Source organism: Corynebacterium vitaeruminis DSM 20294 (assembly GCF_000550805.1).
In the GTDB taxonomy this organism is placed as follows: Bacteria; Actinomycetota; Actinomycetes; order Mycobacteriales; family Mycobacteriaceae; genus Corynebacterium; species Corynebacterium vitaeruminis.
Genome location: NZ_CP004353.1, coordinates 1,711,431 through 1,730,224 on the forward strand (window position 1 = coordinate 1,711,431; position 18,794 = coordinate 1,730,224).

General features: G+C 65.2%; 17 protein-coding genes and 7 tRNA genes. 4 read left to right on the forward strand and 20 right to left on the reverse strand.

Annotation, left to right across the window (positions count from 1 at the left end; all coding sequences use genetic code 11):
* The 4 genes from ruvA to B843_RS07830 all read right to left on the reverse strand — a co-directional run bounded on the left by ruvA (nt 1) and on the right by B843_RS07830 (nt 3,413).
* The gene (gene ruvA, locus B843_RS07815) at nt 1–609 is read right to left on the reverse strand and encodes a Holliday junction branch migration protein RuvA (protein ID WP_025252955.1); all 609 of its coding nucleotides are present in this window, start codon (nt 607–609) and stop codon (nt 1–3) included.
* Between the two features lie 29 nt (nt 610–638).
* Nucleotides 639–1,292 carry a crossover junction endodeoxyribonuclease RuvC gene (ruvC, locus tag B843_RS07820; RefSeq protein WP_025252956.1) on the reverse strand — a complete coding sequence of 218 codons (654 nt, stop codon included), beginning with the start codon at nt 1,290–1,292 and terminating at the stop codon, nt 639–641.
* A 130-nt stretch (nt 1,293–1,422) separates the two neighbouring features.
* Nucleotides 1,423–2,178 carry a YebC/PmpR family DNA-binding transcriptional regulator gene (locus tag B843_RS07825; protein ID WP_025252957.1) on the reverse strand — a complete coding sequence of 252 codons (756 nt, stop codon included), beginning with the start codon at nt 2,176–2,178 and terminating at the stop codon, nt 1,423–1,425.
* A 368-nt stretch (nt 2,179–2,546) separates the two neighbouring features.
* The gene (locus B843_RS07830; protein WP_025252958.1) at nt 2,547–3,413 is read right to left on the reverse strand and encodes an acyl-CoA thioesterase; all 867 of its coding nucleotides are present in this window, start codon (nt 3,411–3,413) and stop codon (nt 2,547–2,549) included.
* Between the two features lie 340 nt (nt 3,414–3,753).
* Between B843_RS07830 and B843_RS07835 the strand changes: the two genes are divergently transcribed.
* Nucleotides 3,754–5,010, forward strand: a complete 1,257-nt coding sequence (locus B843_RS07835; protein ID WP_025252959.1) for a DUF2029 domain-containing protein — start codon at nt 3,754–3,756, stop codon at nt 5,008–5,010.
* Nucleotides 5,011–5,033: 23 nt separating this feature from the next.
* On the opposite strand, the gene B843_RS07840 is transcribed toward B843_RS07835, so the two are convergent.
* From B843_RS07840 to B843_RS07915, 16 genes are all read right to left on the reverse strand, one after another.
* Complete coding sequence (locus tag B843_RS07840) at nt 5,034–5,489, reverse strand: LemA family protein (protein ID WP_025252960.1); 456 nt, start codon at nt 5,487–5,489, stop codon at nt 5,034–5,036.
* A gap of 3 nt (nt 5,490–5,492) precedes the next feature.
* Nucleotides 5,493–6,581, reverse strand: a complete 1,089-nt coding sequence (locus tag B843_RS07845) for a glycosyltransferase family 4 protein (RefSeq protein ID WP_025252961.1) — start codon at nt 6,579–6,581, stop codon at nt 5,493–5,495.
* 72 nt (nt 6,582–6,653) lie between these two features.
* The gene (locus B843_RS07850) at nt 6,654–7,568 is read right to left on the reverse strand and encodes a phosphatidylinositol mannoside acyltransferase (RefSeq protein WP_025252962.1); all 915 of its coding nucleotides are present in this window, start codon (nt 7,566–7,568) and stop codon (nt 6,654–6,656) included.
* A gap of 1 nt (nt 7,569) precedes the next feature.
* Complete coding sequence (gene pgsA, locus B843_RS07855; protein ID WP_025252963.1) at nt 7,570–8,220, reverse strand: phosphatidylinositol phosphate synthase; 651 nt, start codon at nt 8,218–8,220, stop codon at nt 7,570–7,572.
* The gene (locus B843_RS07860; protein ID WP_051483477.1) at nt 8,213–8,845 is read right to left on the reverse strand and encodes an HIT family protein; all 633 of its coding nucleotides are present in this window, start codon (nt 8,843–8,845) and stop codon (nt 8,213–8,215) included. The genes pgsA and B843_RS07860 overlap by 8 nt, the downstream gene beginning before the upstream one ends.
* A gap of 121 nt (nt 8,846–8,966) precedes the next feature.
* Complete coding sequence (gene thrS / locus B843_RS07865; protein WP_025252965.1) at nt 8,967–11,033, reverse strand: threonine--tRNA ligase; 2,067 nt, start codon at nt 11,031–11,033, stop codon at nt 8,967–8,969.
* 164 nt (nt 11,034–11,197) lie between these two features.
* The gene (locus tag B843_RS07870) at nt 11,198–12,451 is read right to left on the reverse strand and encodes a Dyp-type peroxidase (protein WP_025252966.1); all 1,254 of its coding nucleotides are present in this window, start codon (nt 12,449–12,451) and stop codon (nt 11,198–11,200) included.
* Between the two features lie 136 nt (nt 12,452–12,587).
* On the reverse strand, nt 12,588–13,208 hold the full coding sequence (locus B843_RS07875; RefSeq protein WP_025252967.1) for a copper chaperone PCu(A)C: 621 nt from the start codon (nt 13,206–13,208) through the stop codon (nt 12,588–12,590).
* Between the two features lie 45 nt (nt 13,209–13,253).
* Complete coding sequence (locus tag B843_RS07880) at nt 13,254–13,838, reverse strand: copper resistance CopC family protein (protein WP_025252968.1); 585 nt, start codon at nt 13,836–13,838, stop codon at nt 13,254–13,256.
* A 374-nt stretch (nt 13,839–14,212) separates the two neighbouring features.
* Complete coding sequence (locus tag B843_RS07885) at nt 14,213–15,181, reverse strand: amidohydrolase family protein (RefSeq protein WP_025252969.1); 969 nt, start codon at nt 15,179–15,181, stop codon at nt 14,213–14,215.
* 177 nt (nt 15,182–15,358) lie between these two features.
* Nucleotides 15,359–15,431, reverse strand: a tRNA-Gly gene (locus B843_RS07890).
* Between the two features lie 37 nt (nt 15,432–15,468).
* Nucleotides 15,469–15,540 (reverse strand) — tRNA-Val (locus tag B843_RS07895).
* An 8-nt stretch (nt 15,541–15,548) separates the two neighbouring features.
* Nucleotides 15,549–15,619: transfer RNA gene (locus B843_RS07900), tRNA-Cys, on the reverse strand.
* A 35-nt stretch (nt 15,620–15,654) separates the two neighbouring features.
* A tRNA-Gly gene (locus tag B843_RS07905) sits at nt 15,655–15,727 on the reverse strand.
* A gap of 37 nt (nt 15,728–15,764) precedes the next feature.
* Nucleotides 15,765–15,836: transfer RNA gene (locus tag B843_RS07910), tRNA-Val, on the reverse strand.
* Nucleotides 15,837–15,850: 14 nt separating this feature from the next.
* Nucleotides 15,851–15,926 (reverse strand) — tRNA-Gly (locus tag B843_RS07915).
* A 369-nt stretch (nt 15,927–16,295) separates the two neighbouring features.
* Between B843_RS07915 and B843_RS07920 the strand changes: the two genes are divergently transcribed.
* The 3 genes from B843_RS07920 to B843_RS07930 all read left to right on the forward strand — a co-directional run bounded on the left by B843_RS07920 (nt 16,296) and on the right by B843_RS07930 (nt 18,781).
* A tRNA-Val gene (locus B843_RS07920) sits at nt 16,296–16,367 on the forward strand.
* A gap of 328 nt (nt 16,368–16,695) precedes the next feature.
* Nucleotides 16,696–17,424, forward strand: coding sequence for a pyrimidine reductase family protein (locus tag B843_RS07925; RefSeq protein WP_025252970.1), 729 nt, complete (start codon nt 16,696–16,698; stop codon nt 17,422–17,424).
* An 88-nt stretch (nt 17,425–17,512) separates the two neighbouring features.
* A complete protein-coding gene (locus B843_RS07930; protein ID WP_025252971.1) occupies nt 17,513–18,781 on the forward strand; it encodes a glycosyltransferase family 87 protein in 1,269 nt (422 codons plus the stop codon).
* Nucleotides 18,782–18,794 lie beyond the last annotated feature (13 nt).

Consider the following 18,794-nt stretch of genomic DNA (forward strand, 5'->3'; position numbering starts at 1 on the left):
CTAGCGTTTCGAACCCAGCGCGTTGAGCGAGCTGCGCAGCACCTCGCCGGTGGCGAGCTCCGGGTTCTGGCTGGCCACGGCGGTAACGGTGGCCTCGGCGTCCTTCTCCCGGAAGCCCAGCCCGACCAGAGCCTCGATGACCTGCTCGAGGTTAGCCCCGGAGGCGGTGGCGCCCGCCGAGACGGCCGGGGCGCCCGGCAGCTCCTCGACCTCGGCGACCTTGTCCTTGAGATCCACGATGAGCCGCTCGGCCATGCGCTTTCCCACGCCGGGGATCTTCTGCAGCGCCTTGGCGTCCCCGCCGCGGATGTGGGCCGCCAGCTCGCCGGTGGTGTACACGGCCTGCGCCGCCAGCGCTAGGCGAGGACCCAACCCAGAGACGGTCTGGAGCAGGACGAACATGTCCCGCGAATCGGCATCCAGGAAGCCGTAGAGCGTCTGGGCGTCCTCGCGCACCACGAACTTGGTGAGCACGAAGGCCTCCTCGCCCCGGCGCAGCTCCGCCAAGGTCCGCGGCGCGGCGAGCACCTGGTAGCCCACGCCAGCGCACTCGATGACCGCCGAGCCCAGCCCGAGGTCGATGACGGTTCCCCTCAGCGACGCAATCACGATGTCCTAGCCTTTCCCCGTAGTAACAGTTAATTGTTGCCGCTGCGCGCGGACGTGTGCCACGCGCTGGCGGGCTTTCCCACCCGGCGCTCGCGCTCCTCGCGGTTGGCCTGCTCCTTGGCCTTGCCCAAAAGCCCCTGCTGGCGGCGGCGAACCGCCTCGGCGTGCTTCTCGTTTTCCTTTTGCTGCACGAGAAGCGGCGCGCGCCAGCAGTGGCACACCGCGAGCGCGAGGGCGTCCGCGGCGTCGGCGGGCTTCGGCGGCTCCGACAAACCCAGAATGCGGGTGATCATGGAGGTCATCTGCTTCTTGTCCGCCCGGCCGTTGCCGGAGATCGCCTTCTTCACCTCGCTGGGAGTGTACATGTGCACGTCCAGGCCGCGCTCGGCGGCGGCGAGGACCAGCACGCCCACGCCGTGGGCGGTCTGCATGACGGTGGAGACGTTGCCGCGCTCAAAAACCCGTTCGATGGCCACGACGTCCGGCTGGTACTGATCCATCCACTCGTTGACCGCCTGGCTCAGCTCGAGCAGCCGCTGGGGCAGCTCCCCCTTGACCGGGGTGCGCACGACCCCCACCGCGATGGGGAGCACCTGCCTGCCGCGACCGGCCTGCACCACGGACAGGCCGCACCGGGTCAGCCCCGGGTCGATGCCCATGACGCGCAGGCCTTGGTTGGACACGCTTTACCTCACCCCTCATCACCGCAGGAATCCCTCAACAGGAAAGAATTTAGCACACTTTTTCGAAGGTCCGGAAAACGAAAAGGCGCGCGCCGCACCACGCAGCGCGCGCCCTTCGGCTCGCCGGGTATTAATCCTCGTCGAGCGCGGCGAGGACCTCGTCGCTTAGGTCCATGTTGGTGTAGACGTTCTGCACGTCGTCGGATTCCTCGAGGGCGTCGATGAGGCGGAAGATGCGCTTGGCCTCGTTGACCTCGAGCGGGACCTCCACGGAGGCGCGGAAGTCGGTCTCGGAGTCGTCGACCTCGATCTCGGCCTCGGCCAGCGCCTCGCGCACGGCGGCGACGTCGCCCGGCGCGCAAACGATCTCGAAGCGCTCGCCCAGGTCGTTGACCTCCTCGGCGCCGGCGTCGAGGACGGCCATGAGGACGTCGTCCTCGGAGAGCTCGCCCTTGGCCACGAAGACCAGCCCGGTGCGGGAGAACATGTAGGAGACGGCGCCGGACTCTGCCATGTTGCCGCCGTTCTTGGACATCGCGGTGCGGACCTCGGAGGCGGCGCGGTTGCGGTTGTCGGTGAGGCACTCGATGAGCACGGCCACGCCGTTGGGTCCGTAGCCCTCGTACATGATGGTCTGCCAGTCGGCGCCGCCAGCCTCCTCGCCGGAGCCGCGCTTGCGGGCGCGCTCGATGTTGTCGTTCGGGACGGAGGCCTTCTTGGCCTTCTTGATCATGTCGTCCAGAGTCGGGTTCGCGGAAGGGTCGCCGCCGCCGGTGCGGGCCGCGACCTCGATGTTCTTGATCAGCTTCGCAAATTCCTTGCCGCGCTTAGCATCGTTTGCGGCCTTCTTGTGCTTCGTGGTTGCCCATTTGGAGTGGCCGGACATCGTGAACCTTTCTATGAAACTTCTTCATTCACAGCGCGCGAGTAACCGCCGCGCTCCCCTTCGCGAAAACGGGGCGCAGGCTACTTGTTTCCGCGCCCCTCGCCCCGCCGCGGGCAGGCCGCGGCCGGTGGGGTGCTGCATCCGCGTGCCCCGCCGATGGGCCGTGCCAGCCTTCCTGGGCGGGGAACTTCTCGCCTATCGATACGCCGATAGACAAGACGCTGCAGTACAACTCGCACAATTATACTGCATTCGACAACGGGCGTTTATTGAGGGCGGGCGAACTTTTCGGCGCCGCCCTGCACCCTTTTGTGAGTGCTTGGCCCGCGGGTGCGGCGCCTTGGCCGTCGACAAGCGACGTGCAAGGGTTACATCTCTCCCTTTTTCAGGTTGTCCAGCGGGATCGACTTCGCGCCGGCGCGCAGCGTGCGGGTGAGCCCCTCCTGGGTGACCACCGCGACGAGATCGCCCGCCTCGTTGAAGATCCGGCCCTGGGTGAGCGCGCGACCGGCGTGCGCGGAGGGCGAGATCTGGTCGTAGAGCAGCCACTCGTCGGCGCGGAAGGGGCGCAGGAACCACATCGCGTGGTCAAGCGAGGCCAGCTGCACCTTGTGGTCGGGGTGCGGGACCAGCGAGGAATGCAACAGCGTCATATCCGACATGTAGGCCAGGCTGCAGATGTGGAAGGTTTCGTCATCGGGCAGGTGGCGCTTCGAGCGGAACCACACGCACTGCTGGCTCGCGGTGTACTTGTTGTGCTCGAAGTCGTCGGAGGGAACCACGCGGATGTCCCAGTCGCCCCACTCCTCCAGCAGCGCCCGGGAGCTGGCGGGCATCGCGTCGGTGTCCACCTCGATCTCCTCTGGCCGCGGCACCCGGCGCATGGAATCGGAGTGCTCGGGTCCCTTGTCGTCGCGGCGGTGGAAGCTCGCCTGCATGATAAACAGCGGCTGGCCGTCCTGGACCGCGGTGACCTGGCGCGAGATGAAGCTGCGCCCATCGCGGATGCGGTCGACCAAGAAGGCGGTGGTCTTGTGCGAGTTGCCCGGCCCCACGAAGTAGCCGTGGAGGGAGTGCACGCGAAACGCCGGATCGACCGTCTTGGTGGCCGCCACCAGCGTCTGCGCGGCGACCTGCCCGCCGAAGGTGCGGCTGAGCATGGACTCGATGGCCGCGCCCCGGTAGATGTCGGTGTCGATGTACTCGAGGTTGAGAATGTCTTCGATGACAGGCACTTGAGGAAAACTCCAACGTGTGTGGGATCCCAGACCGGGATCCGTGGGGGCGAACGTGCGAAACGAACGTGGTCGTGCATTTCACATTACAACCGGCTTAGCGCTCATTCTCCCACAACTTCGCGCTAGGCCACCCCGGGTGCGCGCCCGCGGCCCTGCCGGAAGCTAGAATCCCTAGTGGAACCTGCGCGTTTGCCTCCCCCGTGGCGGTTGCCTGCGCGGTTCGTTGCTTCCCTTGCTTATCGACGCCAAGGCGTGACGGCCCCGCCGCCTCGTCCGCGGCGATCGGCCAGGCGCCCCCTTAAGTGTTGGACCTTCGTAGAAAAGAAGCCCCCTGACAGTGAACTCCTCGCACCCGCTTGCCCGCAGGCTCAACACGGAACTGTCCGTGTGGCTCGTCTGGATCGTCGCCCACGTCGTCTCGCTCGCCATCATCCAGCGCCAGATCATGCCGGAGGGCGACGTCGAGTACTACTACCGCAGCCTCGTCGGCGTCGTCCCCGGCGGGTTGCAGGAATACCCCGCGGTGGGTGTCTGGCCACTGACCTTCCTTCAAGACTTCATCGGCCGCGGCGAGGACGAGTTCATCGTCTGGTTCCAGGTCCTGTGCATGATCGTCGACGCGGTCTTCCTCGCCGTGCTCCTGCGCTCCCGCTCGCCCCACCGCATCACGGCTGGCTACTTCTGGGCGGTGTTCTGCCTGCTCGCGCTGCACGTCCAGTTCCTGCGCCTCGACATCTTCACCGGCGTGCTGGTCGGCGTCGCCGGGTTGTTCTTCTTCAGGAACCCCACCGTGTCCGCGCACCTTTTGGGCTGGGCGACGGCGATGAAGCTGTGGCCGGGAGTCCTGGCCGTCACCATCGTCCAGCGCAAACTCAGGCCGGTGTGGATGTTCGTGGGCACGCTCGCCGCACTCTGCGCCGTCGTGGTGCTGCGTTCCGACGTGCACCGGCTGTTCTCGCCGCTGACCTACCAGGGCGATCGAGGCCTGCAGATCGAGTCGATAGCGGCGACCCCGTTCATGGTCCGCGAGCTGGTGCAGCCCGGAACCTATTCCGTGAGCTACGCCGCCTCCAAGAGCTTCGAGATCTCCGGCCCCGGCGTCGACGCTGCGGCAACCGCGTGCTCGTGGGCGCTCATCACCGCGGTCCTGCTCTGCGTGCTGTGGAGTGTGGTGGGGCTGGTGCGCAAGGCGTGGAGCCCGCGCACAGCGCTGCTTTCGGCCATCGTTATCGTCATGCTCATGCTGGACACCAACAAGGTGTTCTCCCCGCAGTACATCATGTGGCTGGCCCCGCTGGTCGCCGTGTCGCTCGCCTACCTGGCGGATTCCCGGTTGATCCAGCTCATCGGCGCCCTCGTGGTGGTTATGGCGGTGCTGGGATCGCAGCTGTTCCCCTACCACTACGACCAGATCTGGAACACGCCGTTTAGCGGCTCTACCGGAGTCATCCTGCTCGCCGTGCGCAACGTGCTGGTGCTGGTGATCACGATCGTCGTCATCGTCGCGTTCATGCGCTCCGTCCGAGAAGATGCCACGGAAAACACCGCAAACTCCGCGAACTCCGGAGACTCCGAAAGCGCGCTGCGCGCCTAATCGTTTCCCCGCCCCGCCGGGGGCTAGAAGTCGTTGAACTCGAAGTATTCGGGCAGCCGCGCGGTTCCCCCCAGTCGCAGGACGCGAACCATGGGGCGCGTGCGCAGCGCGCGGGTATCGGATACGGCGTCGTTGTAGAAGCGATGCGCCAACTGCAGCCGCGACTGCGCGTCGATGACCCGCGGCGGCAGATCCTCCCCCATCGCCGCAATCGCCTTGGAGATCTCCCGCTCCGCGTTGGCCCGCGACTCGAAGGTGGCGTAGTCCAAGGTTATCGCCTCAGCCGCCTCGGCGGCCGCCTGCGAGGACGGCTCCACGGCGGCGACCACGGCCGCCCGCTTGTCCAGCGCCGCCTGCAGCGCCAGCTTCGCCGAGTCTGTCCGGATGTGGAGGCGGTTGAGCCGCTGGGCGGTGGAAAACGCCCAGTAGAGGGCCACGGTGACGAGCACCGCCAGGATGACGAGTAGTGCGGTTTCCATGGGCTAGCACTCCACTTTCGTTCCGTCGGCCACGGTCTCGTACACGCGGAGGATGTCGCGCACGACCGTGTTCCAGTCGTACTTGTTTGCGCGGGCGACGCCCGCCTCGGCCAGGCGAACCCGCGCCGAAGGATCGTCGATAAGCGAACGCAGCTTGCTCGCGAGGTCGTCGGCGTCGCCGTTGTAGAAGAGCAGACCGGCGGGCGTGGGCGACTCGACGTCGCACACTGCGGCGAAGGCCTCGAGGTCGCTGGCGACCACCGCGCAGCCGGCGGCCATCGCCTCGACGAGCACGATGCCGAAGCTCTCGCCGCCCGTATTCGGCGCGACGTAGATGTCCGCCTCGCCGAGGATCTCCACCTTGCGCTCGTCGGAGACGCGCCCGGCGAACTCGACGCCCTCCACCTCGCGGGGCTTGCCGCCGCCCATGACCACGAACTCCGCGGGCCGCCCCAGCTTTTCCCTCGCCTCGAGCAGGATGTCGAGGCCCTTGCGCGGCTCGTCGAGCCGGCCGAGGAAGGCGATGCGCACGGGGTCGGCCTCACGCCGGATGTGCATGTGCTCGCGATAGACCGAGACCTCGACGCCGTTGGGGATGAGCACTGGGTCGCCGCCGAGCTGCTCGACCTGCCAGCGCCTGGCCATCTCGCTCACGGCAATGCCCCCGCGAATCTTCTCCAGCGAGCCGCGCAGGAACGGCAGCGCCACCTTGAGCAGCTGGGAGCCGCTGCTGGAGGCGTGGTAGGTGGCAACGATGGGCCCGCGCGCGAGCCGGAGCGCCGCGAGCGAGAAGCTCGGCGAGTTGGGCTCGTGGATGTGGAGGATGTCGAACTGGCCCTCCTCGATGAACTCGCGGGCCACGGCGAAGGTGTGGGGGCTAAACGAGAGCCTAGCCACCGAACCGTTGTACGGAATGGGGATGCTGGCACCGCCGCGGGTGACGAAATCGGGGAGGTCGACGTCGCTGGAAGCCGGTCCCAAAACCTGGACCTCGTGCCCCAGTGAGATGAGCTTGGCCGAAAGGTCAAGGATGTGCGCCTGAACTCCTCCCGGTTGGTCGAAGGAGTACGGGCAGACGATGCCGATCCTCACTCGATGGTCCTCCTCAATGCTCGTGCGCTAGGCGCCGTTGTCGGCATAGCCGAGTACTTCCCGCCGAGGGCCTTAGGAAAGACCCTTGGTGTAGCGTTCTTGATCCAAGTCCTTCAACCATAAGGGTTGAAGCATGTGCCAGTCCACGGGATGCTCGCGGATGTTCTCCTCGAAGCCCCGCGCGATGGACTGAACGAGCTCCTCCACGCTTTCGCCCTCCAGCGCCGGGGACACCTTGGTTCCCCACCCCGAACCGTCGAACCAGCAGTGCGCCACGTGGAGCGGCGCGCCCGAGTCGAGGGCGAGGCGGGCAGCGCCGGAGGGCATGCGGGTGGTCTCTCCGAAGAACTCGACCTCCACGCCCGACTTCTTCAAATCGCGCTCGCCGAGCAACGCCACGACCCCGCCCTGCCGAACCACCTCGAGCAGCCGTTCGTAGGGTCCGGTCGACCCCTCGTGCGGTACGACGCTGAAGCCGAGCGACTCGCGGAAGTCCACGAAGGCGTCGTAGAGGCTTTCGGGCTTGAGCCGCTCGGCCACGGTGGTAAAGGACTCGTACTTGGCCGCCAGATACATTCCGGCCATGTCCCAGTTGCCGCTGTGCGGCAGGACGAGCACGACCCCCTTTCCGGCGGAAAGGGACGCCTCAAGGATGTCCGTGCCGATCATCCCAGAGTGGTAGCGCTCGACGAGGTTGGGCTCGCCCACCATGCGGGGCAGCCGGAAGGATTCCAGCCAGTAGCGCGCGTACGAGCGCATGGAGTCGCGCACGAGGCGGTCGGTGACGTTGCTCTCCCCCACGACGCGGGCCAGGTTCTTGCGCAGCTGAGGCATCCCCTTCCCCCGCCTTGACGCGATGTCCGCGCCCAGGGTGAACAGGGGGCGGGTGATCGCCACCGGCAGGTAGGCGACGACCTTCCAGCCGGCGATGTAGCCAGCGGCGGCGAGGTTCTGCCTCAGTGAGCTGAGGATACGTGGTGCCGCCATGCTACTTGCTGAAGTCCTTCGCGCCAGCGGGTGCCGCAATCTTCTCCTGCCCCACCGGGGACTGGGAGGCGATGCGCAGGCGCTGGCCAACCGTGTACACGCTGCCCACGGCCAGCACCCAGATCGCGACCTCGAGGGCGTAAGGAACGCCGAGGCCGGCCAGGCCGATGCCGCCGAGTCCCAGGATGAGGCGCTCCGGGCGCTCGATGAGGCCGCCGACCATCTTGAAGCCGCTCGCCTCGCCGCGGGCCTTGACGTACGAGATGACCTGCGAGCTCACGATAACGCTGAACGACGCCGCCACCAGCGCCGGGTGGGCGTTCACGGAGTAGATGAGCCACCAGGTGATCGCACTGAACAGCGCGCCGTCGGTGATGCGGTCGCAGGAGGCGTCGAGCGTCGCGCCGAACTTCGTGCCGCCGCCGCGCATGCGCGCCATCGTCCCGTCGACCATGTCGAACGCGGCGAACAGTCCGGACAAGACCGCCGCGGCGAAGAGGTGGCCCGTCGGGATGAGCACAACGGCGACCGCGATGGTAAGGACCGTTCCCACGACGGTGACGGTATTCGGGGTGAGCCCCGCCTTGATGAGCCCCCGGGCGACGGGTTCGACCACGACCGCGGCTGGCTTTCGTCCATGAACACTAAGCATTGCACTCTCCAGGGGCGTCGGGTAGTTCCATCCAGGTCTTGGCCAGCAGGCGACGGGTGTCCTTGAGCAGCTGCGGCAGCACCTTGGTGCCGTCGATGATCGCCATGAAGTTCGAGTCGCCGTTCCAGCGGGGCACGATGTGCATGTGCAGGTGCTCGCCGACCGATCCGCCGCTTGACTTGCCGAGGTTGAACCCGGCGTTAAAGGCGTCCGGATGCGAGGCCCGCTTGAGCACGCGGATCGCGGTCTGGGCGAAGAGCATGAGCTCGCTCGACTCCTCGAGGGTGAGGTCTTCAAGCTCAGCGACTTGACGATACGGCACCACCATCATGTGGCCCGCGTTGTACGGGAAGAGGTTGAGTAGGACGTACACGTAGGTGCCGCGGGCGACGACGAGCCCGTCCTCGTCCGGCATCGTGGGGATGACGACGAAGGGGTTTTCCTTCTTCTTGGGCTTGGGCGCGGCTTCGGCCCCGGAGGTCTCCCCCACGCGGTTGGTGATGTAGCTCATCCGGTAGGGCGCCCAGAGCCGCTCCAGCCGGTCAGGGATTCCCACGCCGCTATCCACGTACACGTCTTTGTCAGGCACTTTTCCTCGAAAGAGTCGCTTCTCGTCACAAGTCATCATCGCATTCATCTGATCCGCGGGCCGGTAGCCTTGGCCGTCGACAAGCGAAGGCACCTAGCAAGCGGGGCGGGAAGAAACGCGATGCGCACTCTTCCCGCCCCGCCGCGCGCCATCATGACTAATCCAGCTTAGCGGAAACGGCAGCCTCTGTCGGCTGATCGTTGATGCGCTGGCGGATCCACTCGTCGATGAGCCTAACCGCCTTGTCGACGGCTACGCCATTGATCTGCGTGCCGTCGAGGAAGCGGAAGGACACCGCGTTCGCCTCGACGTCGCGCGCGCCGGCGAGCAGCATGAACGGCACGCGGTTGGTGGTGTGGTTGCGGATCTTCTTCTGCATGCGGTCGTCGGAGGTGTCCACGTCGGCGCGGATGCCGAGCTCGCGCAGCTTCGCGGTCACGCCCTCGAGGTGCTCGGAGAAGGTGTCGGCGACCGGGATGCCGATGACCTGGTGCGGAGCCAGCCACGCCGGGAACGCACCCGCGTAGTGCTCGAGCAGCACGCCGAAGAAACGCTCGATGGAGCCGAAGAGCGCGCGGTGGATCATGACCGGGCGCTTCTTAGAACCGTCGGAGGCGGTGTACTCCAGCTCGAAGCGCTCCGGCAGGTTGAAGTCCAGCTGGACGGTGGACATCTGCCAGGTGCGCCCGATCGCGTCGCGGGCCTGGACGGAGATCTTCGGGCCGTAGAAGGCGGCGCCCGCAGGGTCTGGAACCAGCTCGAGGCCGGACTTCTCTGCCACCGCGCGCAGGGTGTTCGTGGCCTTCTCCCACACCTCGTCGGAGCCGACGTACTTGTTCGGGTCCTTGGTGGACAGCTCGAGGTAGAAATCGTCGAGACCGTAGTCCTTGAGCAGCGAGATGATGAACTCGAGGACGCTAGTCAGCTCCTGCTCGAGCTGCTCCTCGGTGCAGTAGATGTGAGCGTCGTCCTGGGTGAAGCCGCGGGCGCGGGTAAGTCCGTGGATGACGCCGGACTTCTCGTAGCGGTACACGGTGCCGAACTCGAACAGGCGCAGCGGGAGCTCGCGGTAGGAGCGGCCGCGCGATGCGAAGATCAGGTTGTGCATCGGGCAGTTCATGGGCTTGGCGTAGTAGTCCTGCGGCTGCTTGGTGCAGTTGCCCTCTTCGTCGTACTCGCCGTCGAGCTGCATGGGCGGGAACATGCCGTCCTGGTACCAGTCGAGGTGGCCCGACTTCTTGAACAGATCACCCTTGGTCAAGTGCGGGGTATTGACAAACGAGTATCCTGCCGCGAGGTGGCGGCGGCGGGAGTGCTCCTCCATCTCCAGGCGGACGATGCCGCCGTTCGGGTGGAACACCGGGAAGCCGGAGCCGATCTCGTCGGGGAAGCTGAACAGGTCGAGCTCGTTGCCCAGGCGGCGGTGGTCGCGCTTCTCGGCCTCGGCGAGCATCGTCTGGTACTCCTCGAGCGCCTCCTTGGACTCCCAGGCCGTGCCGTAGATGCGCTGCAGGCCAGCCTTGGACTGATCGCCGCGCCAGTAGGCGGCGGAGGAACGGGTCAGCGCGAAGGCCGGGATGTACTTGGTCGTGGGCACGTGCGGGCCGCGGCACAGGTCGTACCACTCGACCTCGCCGGAGCGCGGGTTGACGTTGTAGTAGCCGGTCAGCTCGCCGGCGCCGACCTCGGTGGCCTCGTCGGAGTCCGGATCGACGGAGCCCTTGTCCTGGATGAGCTCGAGCTTGTACGGCTCGGCGGCGAGCGCCTCGCTGGCCTCCTCGGAGTCGGCGAAGACCCGGCGCTCGAACTTCTGGCCCGCCTTGATGATCTTCTTCATCCGCTTCTCGATCTTCTGCAGATCCTCCGGCGTGAACGGCTCGGCGGCGTCGAAGTCGTAGTAGAAGCCGTTCTCGATGGCCGGACCGATGCCCAGCTTGGTGCCGGGGAACTCGGCCTGGACGGCCTGAGCGAGGACGTGAGTGCAGGAGTGGCGGATGACGCTGCGGCCGTCCTCAGTGTTTGCGGGGACCGGCTGGAACTCGGAGTCGGTGGTGGGGGTGAAGGACAGGTCCTTCAGTTCCCCGTTGCGGTCCTTGACGCAGACGATGGCCTCGGGCCCCTTGTTCGGAAGCTCCAGCTCCCGCATCGCGGTTCCGACCGGGGTGCCAGCGGGAACGGCGAAGAAAGAATGACCGTTGGCCTGTGCCTCAGCAACATGTGCCATGGATGTGTGCTCCTTTATGCACTCAAGGTGCGTGCGTCATACCTGGACGCCCGCACTGTCAACATTTCAGTTGTGGTCCTCCAACGAAAAATCCGGCCCGGGGCACGAAGCCTCGGGCCGGAGACGCGCAGAAGACTTACACCGCGCTATCTTACAGTGTCCGCCTAGCTTTCCAGCAGTGCGGCTCCCCAATAGTCGGAGGAGGATTGGGTGCCCGGCACGATGGCGTAGACGGCGGAACCAATGTGGGTGATCCAGGTGTTGAGCCGGTCGCTGGCGTCCAGGCGAGTCTGGATCGGGATGAACTGCTTGCGCGGGTCCTTCTGGAAGCAGCAGAACACGAGTCCGGCGTTGGACAGCTCAGTGCTTCCCGGGACGGGCGCGGCGTCGTAGTTGTAGGCGCGGCGCAGCAGGCGGTCCTCGCTGTTGTCCGTGTGCGGCGTGGCCAGCGCCATGTGGGAGTTGACGTCGATGACCGGCAGGCCGTACTGGTCGGTCTTGTCGAAGTCGGCGGTGTCGAACTCGTTGGTGCCGGTCAGCGGCGCGCCGGAGTCGAGGAAGCGCCCCATTGACACCTCGCGGGAGGTGCGGTCGAGCTCCTCCCAGGTGTCTAGGTTCATGTGAATCCTGCGCACGACAAGGCAGGAGCCGCCGCGCATCCACTCGGGCGAATCGTCGTTCTCGTCGATCCACACTCGGTCGTCGTACTCGGCGTCGGTGTGCGGGTTGACGGTGCCGTCCTTCTGGCCGAACAGGTTGCGCGGGGTCTCCCCCGCATCGCGCACGCCGGGCGAGTTGAGGAAGCCCTGTTGGAACCACTTGGTGGTCACGATCGTCGTGCTGCTGCGGGTGAGATGGCGGGCAACGAAGGCGTTGAGCAGCGGATCGTCGCTGCACACCTGCACGACCACGTCGCTTTGGCCCCACTGCTCGTCCAGCTTGTCCTTGGAGAACACCGGCATGGGCGCCAACCAGCTGGGGCGCTTGTCGGCCTTGCCGATGATGTCGAACAAGCGCGGGCCGAAGCCCACCGTGACGGTCAGCCGCGATGGGTGGACGGTCATCTCGGGCTCGAGCGAGCCCGGCGGGTTCTGCCCCTGGGTGAGCATGCGGGAGTCCTCGGTCCAGATGCGCATGAGCCGCTGCACCGCGTGGAGATCACTTCCGGCGCGCAGATCGAAGCCGATGAGGGTAAGGAACCCCTGGGCCGGGGTCTGCACGCCCGCCTGATGCACGCCGTCGAAGGCGACGGTGACCGCGCCCGGCGCCTCCTGCTCAGCCGCCGAGTCGGCGCCGGTGGCCTTCGAATCGTTGCAGGCGCTCAGCGCGCCCGCGCCGAGGATCGCCGCGCCGCCTAGGACAAAGTTGCGCCGGGAAAGCCTGAAGGATCCCTCCTGTGGATCCTGCGTGCTAGTCAATGGAAAGCATCTCCAATCGTGCGAGACGGTAGCGAGCTCGTCAAGTTCTTCAAGCTCAAAAACTCATGAAAAAGGCCATGCAGCGCGCCCGTCGCTTGACGCACTCAAGCGGCTGCATGGCGGAGGGAGGAAAGAACTAGTGGTTCATCTCGGTCATGCCGGACATCTCGGTCATGCTGGCCATACCGGACATCTCGGTCATGCCGGAGCCACCGTAGTTCTCATTGCCTGCTGCGAGGTCGCGGACCGGGAGGGCCTTCGCCTCGATGCTCTGGCCATCGGCCAGGTTGATGGTGACGTCGACCGTGTCGCCGGCGAGGATCGGAGTGGACACACCCATGAGCATCATGTGCTCGTGGCCCGGCTGCAGGGTCAGGGACTCACCCGCCGGAATGACGAAGCCGCCCTGCTTCTCCTGCATCTTGCCGTCGACGGTCTCGTGCAGCTCGGTCTTCTCAGCCTGAACGCTCGAGGTGAAGGAGACGACGTTGATGTCCTTGTCGGTGTTGTTGGTGATCACGCCGAAAATGCCGGTCATGGTCTTGCCCTCGGGCATCGCCTTGACGTAGCCGTCGGTGAAGGTCACGCCCTGCTCGGTGGCCATAGCCGAGGAGGCGGCTGCGGAGGTCATTGCAGCGGACGTCGCGGACTCCGAGGTGGAGGTCGAGTCGTTCTGAGAGTTGGAGCACCCCGCAAGCATCAGGGATGCGGCTGCGACGGTGGCGAGGGCGTACTTGGTGCGGCGAGAGGTAAACAACGTAACTCCTTAACTGAAATCTCAATGCGGCAGATGCACGAAGCCTTAGGACTTCTTCCGGCGCAACAGGGCCACGACGGCGGCGAGGACGATCACGATCGCGGCGCCAAGTCCCCACAACAGACCCGAGTTGCTCGAATCATTGGAGGCCTGCTGCGCGTCGCTCGACGAGGTCGCGGTAGCGCTTTCGCTTTCGCTTGTCGACGACGTACCGCTTGCGGCCTCGCTCCCCGAGCCGGACACCGTGAAGGAGATCTTGCCCCTCGTGGCGTGTCCATCGGAGGAGGTGATCTGGAACCCGACGTTGTACGAGCCATCGCCCGGGTGGACGTCAGCTGGCACGGCGAGCGTCAGCTCGTTTCCGTTGAGCGTGGGCTCGCCGGAGAACAGCACGGTTCCGCCCTGGTCGGTCACGGCCATGGTGTTGAACCCCGCCTTGGGCTCGGCGGAGAAGTCGAGCGTGATCGCCTGGGGGAACTCCGACAGGGTCTGACCGTCGGTCGGGGTACCGCCAACAACGGCATCATGAGCGCTGGCAACCGGCACCGTGGCAACGCCAGCGAGGCCGAAGAATCCGGAGAGAGCTATCAAGCCGGTGGCGACCCTGCGGGCGCCGGTGCGATGCTTCATCTATTTCCTCTTCAGTAGTTACTGCCGTGCCAGCGTCCCTTTAAGCCAAGAACGCATCTCATCCTGCATTGAGATCAACAATGAAATCCAATATTGAATAAAACCCTTGTTTCAGGGTCACACACTAGTCGCACGGGGCTTGGGGAAAGTTCCTCTGCCGTCTCGATCCTACCCCCTCTGCTTAACCCCCTAAGTATTGACCTGCATCTCAACCTTTTGGATAGCCCACCCTTAGTAAACGCCCAGCTCACCGCTTCCGACCTCGGCTGAATCCACTTAGTTTGGCCATCCTTTGTAGGCTCCTGGCGGACGTTGCGCGGGAACCTGTGGCCGTCGATAAGCGGTACCCCCGCGGGTATAGCAAACCGCAACGATCAGGAGCGCTCACGCAGCGCGGGGAACAGCTCCTCCGCGGTGCCGTGACACAACCGCTCGAGCGCTGTGCCCGCGACAAACTCGCCCGCGAGCAGGCGCGTGACGTTGTCCCGAACCGCGGGCGGCGGCGCGTAGGGAAGATCGGTTCCGAGGACGAGGTGGTCGTCCTCGGTCAGGGCCCTCGCCGCGGCCGCGGTGCGCGGGAACGGGGCGGACGAGCCGACCTCGTAGTACAAGCCCCGAAGCGCGGCCCCGATATCGAGCTCCGCCGCGGAGTGCAGCACCTCGCGCTGGAAGAGGCTCACCCGGTCGACCACGCCCGCGAGCGCGGCGCCGTTATGCGGGACGATCCACTTGATGTGCGGGTAGCGCAGCAGCGTGCCCGTGAGGAAGAGGTTGACGATCGCCCTCGTCGTGTCGAAAAGGTACTCAAGAAGCGGCGCCGGTCGCCCCATGTCCACGTGGCAGCATCCTGCGGGCGAGGTGGGGTGGACGAACACCGTGGCACGGCGGCGGTCGAGCTCCTCCATCACGGGATCAAGGGTTGGGTCGCCCAAATACACTCCGCGCTGGTTGGTGAGCAAGGCAAACCCGTCGGCACGCAGCTGCTCGGCACAGTATTCCAGCTCGCCTAGCGCGGCATCCACGTCGGGCACGGGCAGACTCGCCAGCCATCCGAAGCGACCGGGGTGCTCCGCGCGGGTCGCGGCGCCCGCCTCGTTGAGGAATCGCGCCCAGTAGTCGGGGCGGCCATCGACCTCAACCCCGGGGCTCGAGGCCGAGAGCATCGCGGTGGTCACCCCGAGCTCGTCGAGCAGCTCAATGTGCCGCTGCGCCGACCACTCCGGGATCGGCGAGCCGTCTGGAAATGCGTTGCCCGCGGCGACGAGGGCCTCGCGGTACTCGGTGGGTACGAAGTGCGCGTGGACGTCGATGACCCGCGAAGCTGAGAGCTGCTGTTGTTCCATGGGTCCAGGCTGCCACAACTTTCTGTATGGACCATATCCACCACCAGTGCGACCCGCCGCAAAAGCACACATTCTGTCGTTTAAGCCACATTTTGAGCCTTAACCCACCCTAAGCCTGAAGCCGCGGCACACCATGCAAATGCAAAAAGAGCGCCGGTTTCCCGACGCCCCAGGCTGAGCGGATGACGAGACTCGAACTCGCGACCCTCACCTTGGCAAGGTGATGCGCTACCAACTGCGCTACATCCGCACAATCCGTTTTTGAAAAGTCTGGATAAAAGACTTTGTGCGCGATACTGGGATTGAACCAGTGACCTCTTCCGTGTCAGGGAAGCGCTCTCCCGCTGAGCTAAACGCGCCTTGTGCGAGGTGGAAACGGGAATCGAACCCGTGTGCACGGTTTTGCAGACCGTTGCCTCACCACTCGGCCATTCCACCGCGGCGTTACCGCCTCCAGTATGAAAACATACCTGAGCGGATGACGAGACTCGAACTCGCGACCCTCACCTTGGCAAGGTGATGCGCTACCAACTGCGCTACATCCGCACAATCCGTTTTTGAAAAGTCTGGATACAAGACTTTGTGCGCGATACTGGGATTGAACCAGTGACCTCTTCCGTGTCAGGGAAGCGCTCTCCCGCTGAGCTAAACGCGCCCTACGCTTTCGCGTGGAGCGGATGACGAGACTCGAACTCGCGACCCTCACCTTGGCAAGGTGATGCGCTACCAACTGCGCTACATCCGCATGCACACTAACTGGTGCGAGACAAAACATTAGCGCGTTTCGACTGCCTTGCACAAATCCCCAGTTCAGTCGGCAAATCAGGCCCAGAGAGTGAGCCAGGCGACCGAGGGGAGCGAAAGTGAGCAAGCCGCCACGTGCCAAGAAGGCACCGCGTCACCCAAGCTGCCCCACAAAGGCCATGACCATCGCCCGGTGCCACCTGATCCTCTTCCCCTTTTCGTTCCTTCCCCCAGATTTTCCGAACGCCTCGATTGAGTAAGTCTCGGGCGCATGGACGCCGATTCCCAACTACGCCACCCACAAAATGTCACCTGAGCTGCGGATTGCACTTCTTTGCCCCATCCGTGCTACATTTTTGTTCAGCCCAAAGGTTCTATGGCTCAGTGGAAGAGCGTTCCGTTCACACCGGAAAGGTCGCTGGTTCGATCCCAGCTAGAACCACAAAATCAAGCCCGTTGCCCCGCGCAACGGGCTTTCTGCGTTTCGCCGAATTCCAGAACCTGCTGCCGGGTTAAGTAGCGGAATGTGTGCTTTTCTGCTTTCAGAGACATCTACTCACCTGCCTCAACTCGCGTAGTCTGGTCTCCACCGAATTCCCTCTTCCGTAAAGGCAAACCGCTTTCCGGGTGGGATCCCTTTTCTCAAAAGGGTCTCCTTTATTTGGGAGGGTTTCCTTTTCTCGGGTGGATTTCCTTTTCTCGGGTGGATTTCCTTTTCTCGGGGAGTGAAAACCTTCCCTCCCCCTTCAACACGTAAGCAGGTCCCCAGCATGAACTCTGACATTTCCGACGCGACGGTCGCGAGCATCCTTGGCCCCGAACATCCCGTGGGCACCCCCGAGGTCCGGATGATCTTCGTGTCCTCCATCAACGGCGAGGCGGCAGTCGCGGGCACGTCGGAGGCGCTGGGCAACGCGACTGATTTTCAGGTCTTGCTCGGTGCGCGGGCGTGGGCCGACGTCGTGATGGTGGGGGCTGGCACGGTTCGCGCGGAAAACTACGGTGGGGTAAGGCTCGACGAAGCCACGCAGCGTGCCCGGCGCGCCCGCGGGCAGGCGCCCGTCCCGCCGCTGGCCGTGGTGGGGCGCACGCTGGACTTCGCGTCGGATTCCCGGGTCGTGGCCGACTACCACGTGCCCCCGCTCTTCCTGCGGCTGCCCGGCGGGCCTGCGCCCGCCCCCGCTTTAGCGTCGGAAAGCATCATCGAACTAGATAGCCTCACCGCCAGCGAGTGCCTGGCGCGGCTTCGCGAGGCGGGGTTCGCGCGGATCCTGTGCGAGGGCGGGCCGACGCTGTATTCGAAGCTCATGGCGGAGGACTGCGTCGACGTCGTGCATTGGACGCTTGACCCCTCCTTCGTCTATCCCCAGCGGGTCCCGGTCTTCCCTATGGCTGACCGCGAGGAAGGCACGGCCCCGCTGCGGCACCGGTTCGAGCTGAGGTCTGCGACGCCGTGCGAGGATGGGGTGCTTTTCCTCCGTTACGATCGCTTGCGCTAGGGCATGTGCCCGCGGGCGCCGACAATTGGTTTCTTCAAACAAAGGGTGTCACCCCCGTGGCCAGTGGGTGTCGGCTAACATTTCTGGGGTGACCGCCCCACTGAAAGAACGTCTCGAAACCGCCTTCCTCGCCCCCGACGCCGAGCGGCTCCTCGGCGCCCGGAGCGCCTTCGCGCCGCTTGCATCCTCGCCGCAGGCAAACCGGATCGGCAACGCGCTGCTGTGGCCGCTGGCGGTGATCATGGTCATCCACCGCGTGTTCTTCCTCGCGATCAATGGCTCTGTAACCGACGACTTCAGTACGGTGTTCTTCGCGCTCAAGCGCTTCCGCGACGGCGCGCCGGTGTACAGCGAGAACTATCAGTTCGTGGATCCGCACTACCTCTATAATCCGGGCGCGACGCTGTTGCTCTCGCCCATGGGGCTGCTCGACCACTTCTTCCTCAGCCGCACGCTGTTTATCTGCGGCAACGCCGCGGCCATCATCCTCGCGCTGGCGCTTCTGACGCGCATGTTCGGCGCGAGCCTGAAGTCGATGGCGTTTCCGCTGGCGATCACCGGGGCGTTTCTCACGGAGGCGGTCAAGAACACCCTCGTGTTCGCCAACATCAACGGCGTGCTCCTGCTGGTGTTCGTGGGCTTCCTGTGGGCGCTCCTTTCCGGTCGCAATGTGCTCGCAGGCGTGCTCATCGGCCTGGCGATCCTGGTCAAGCCCCTTTTTATCCCGCTCCTGTTCCTGCCGCTCGTGCGGATGCAGTGGTCGACGCTCATCACCGGCGTCGCGGTCCCGGCGGTATTTAACCTTGCGGGGTGGTTCTTCGTGCCGGGCGCCAGCGACTACTGGACCGTGACCACGCCGTACCTGAAGGAGGTACGCGACTACTCCAACAGCAGCCTGCCGGGCATCATGGCCTACTTCGGCGCGCCGGGGTGGCTCCAGAACGTCCTGTTCGTGGTCTTCGCCCTCGCCGTCGCCGCGGGCGTGATCCTGCTCCTGCGCGTCCGCAGGGCGGATCCCCTGGCGTGGGCGTGCGCGACCGCGGGGCTGTTGCTCGCGGGCGTGTTCTTCCTGTCCTCGCTGGGGCAGATGTACTACTCCATGATGCTGTTCCCGCTGGTCTTCGCCTGCATCCGCGTGCCGTCGCTCGGCGCCAACCCGATGGTGTGGCTCGGATTCATCCTCTGCCTCTTCCCCGCCAAGTGGGACTCGGACCGCTGGCGCGACTACGGCCGCTGGCTGAACTTCTTCGAGTCCACCGCAGGCTGGGCCATATTAATTCTTGCCCTTTCAACCACGGCGGTCGCTTGGTACTACCTTGGGAGGAAGGCTCCGCGCACGTCGCTTTCCGACGCCTAACGGCAGCCGCCTA

Excerpts from the sequence above, each read along its gene's own strand:
- B843_RS07885 (WP_025252969.1), bottom strand. The coding sequence starts at position 15,181 with ATGGAACAACAGCAGCTCTCAGCTTCGCGGGTCATCGACGTCCACGCG.
- B843_RS07860 (WP_051483477.1), bottom strand. The coding sequence starts at position 8,845 with ATGACTTGTGACGAGAAGCGACTCTTTCGAGGAAAAGTGCCTGACAAA.
- thrS (WP_025252965.1), bottom strand. The coding sequence starts at position 11,033 with ATGGCACATGTTGCTGAGGCACAGGCCAACGGTCATTCTTTCTTCGCC.
- B843_RS07850 (WP_025252962.1), bottom strand. The coding sequence starts at position 7,568 with ATGGCGGCACCACGTATCCTCAGCTCACTGAGGCAGAACCTCGCCGCC.
- B843_RS07880 (WP_025252968.1), bottom strand. The coding sequence starts at position 13,838 with ATGAAGCATCGCACCGGCGCCCGCAGGGTCGCCACCGGCTTGATAGCT.
- B843_RS07840 (WP_025252960.1), bottom strand. The coding sequence starts at position 5,489 with ATGGAAACCGCACTACTCGTCATCCTGGCGGTGCTCGTCACCGTGGCC.
- B843_RS07925 (WP_025252970.1), top strand. The coding sequence starts at position 16,696 with ATGAACTCTGACATTTCCGACGCGACGGTCGCGAGCATCCTTGGCCCC.
- B843_RS07825 (WP_025252957.1), bottom strand. The coding sequence starts at position 2,178 with ATGTCCGGCCACTCCAAATGGGCAACCACGAAGCACAAGAAGGCCGCA.
- pgsA (WP_025252963.1), bottom strand. The coding sequence starts at position 8,220 with ATGCTTAGTGTTCATGGACGAAAGCCAGCCGCGGTCGTGGTCGAACCC.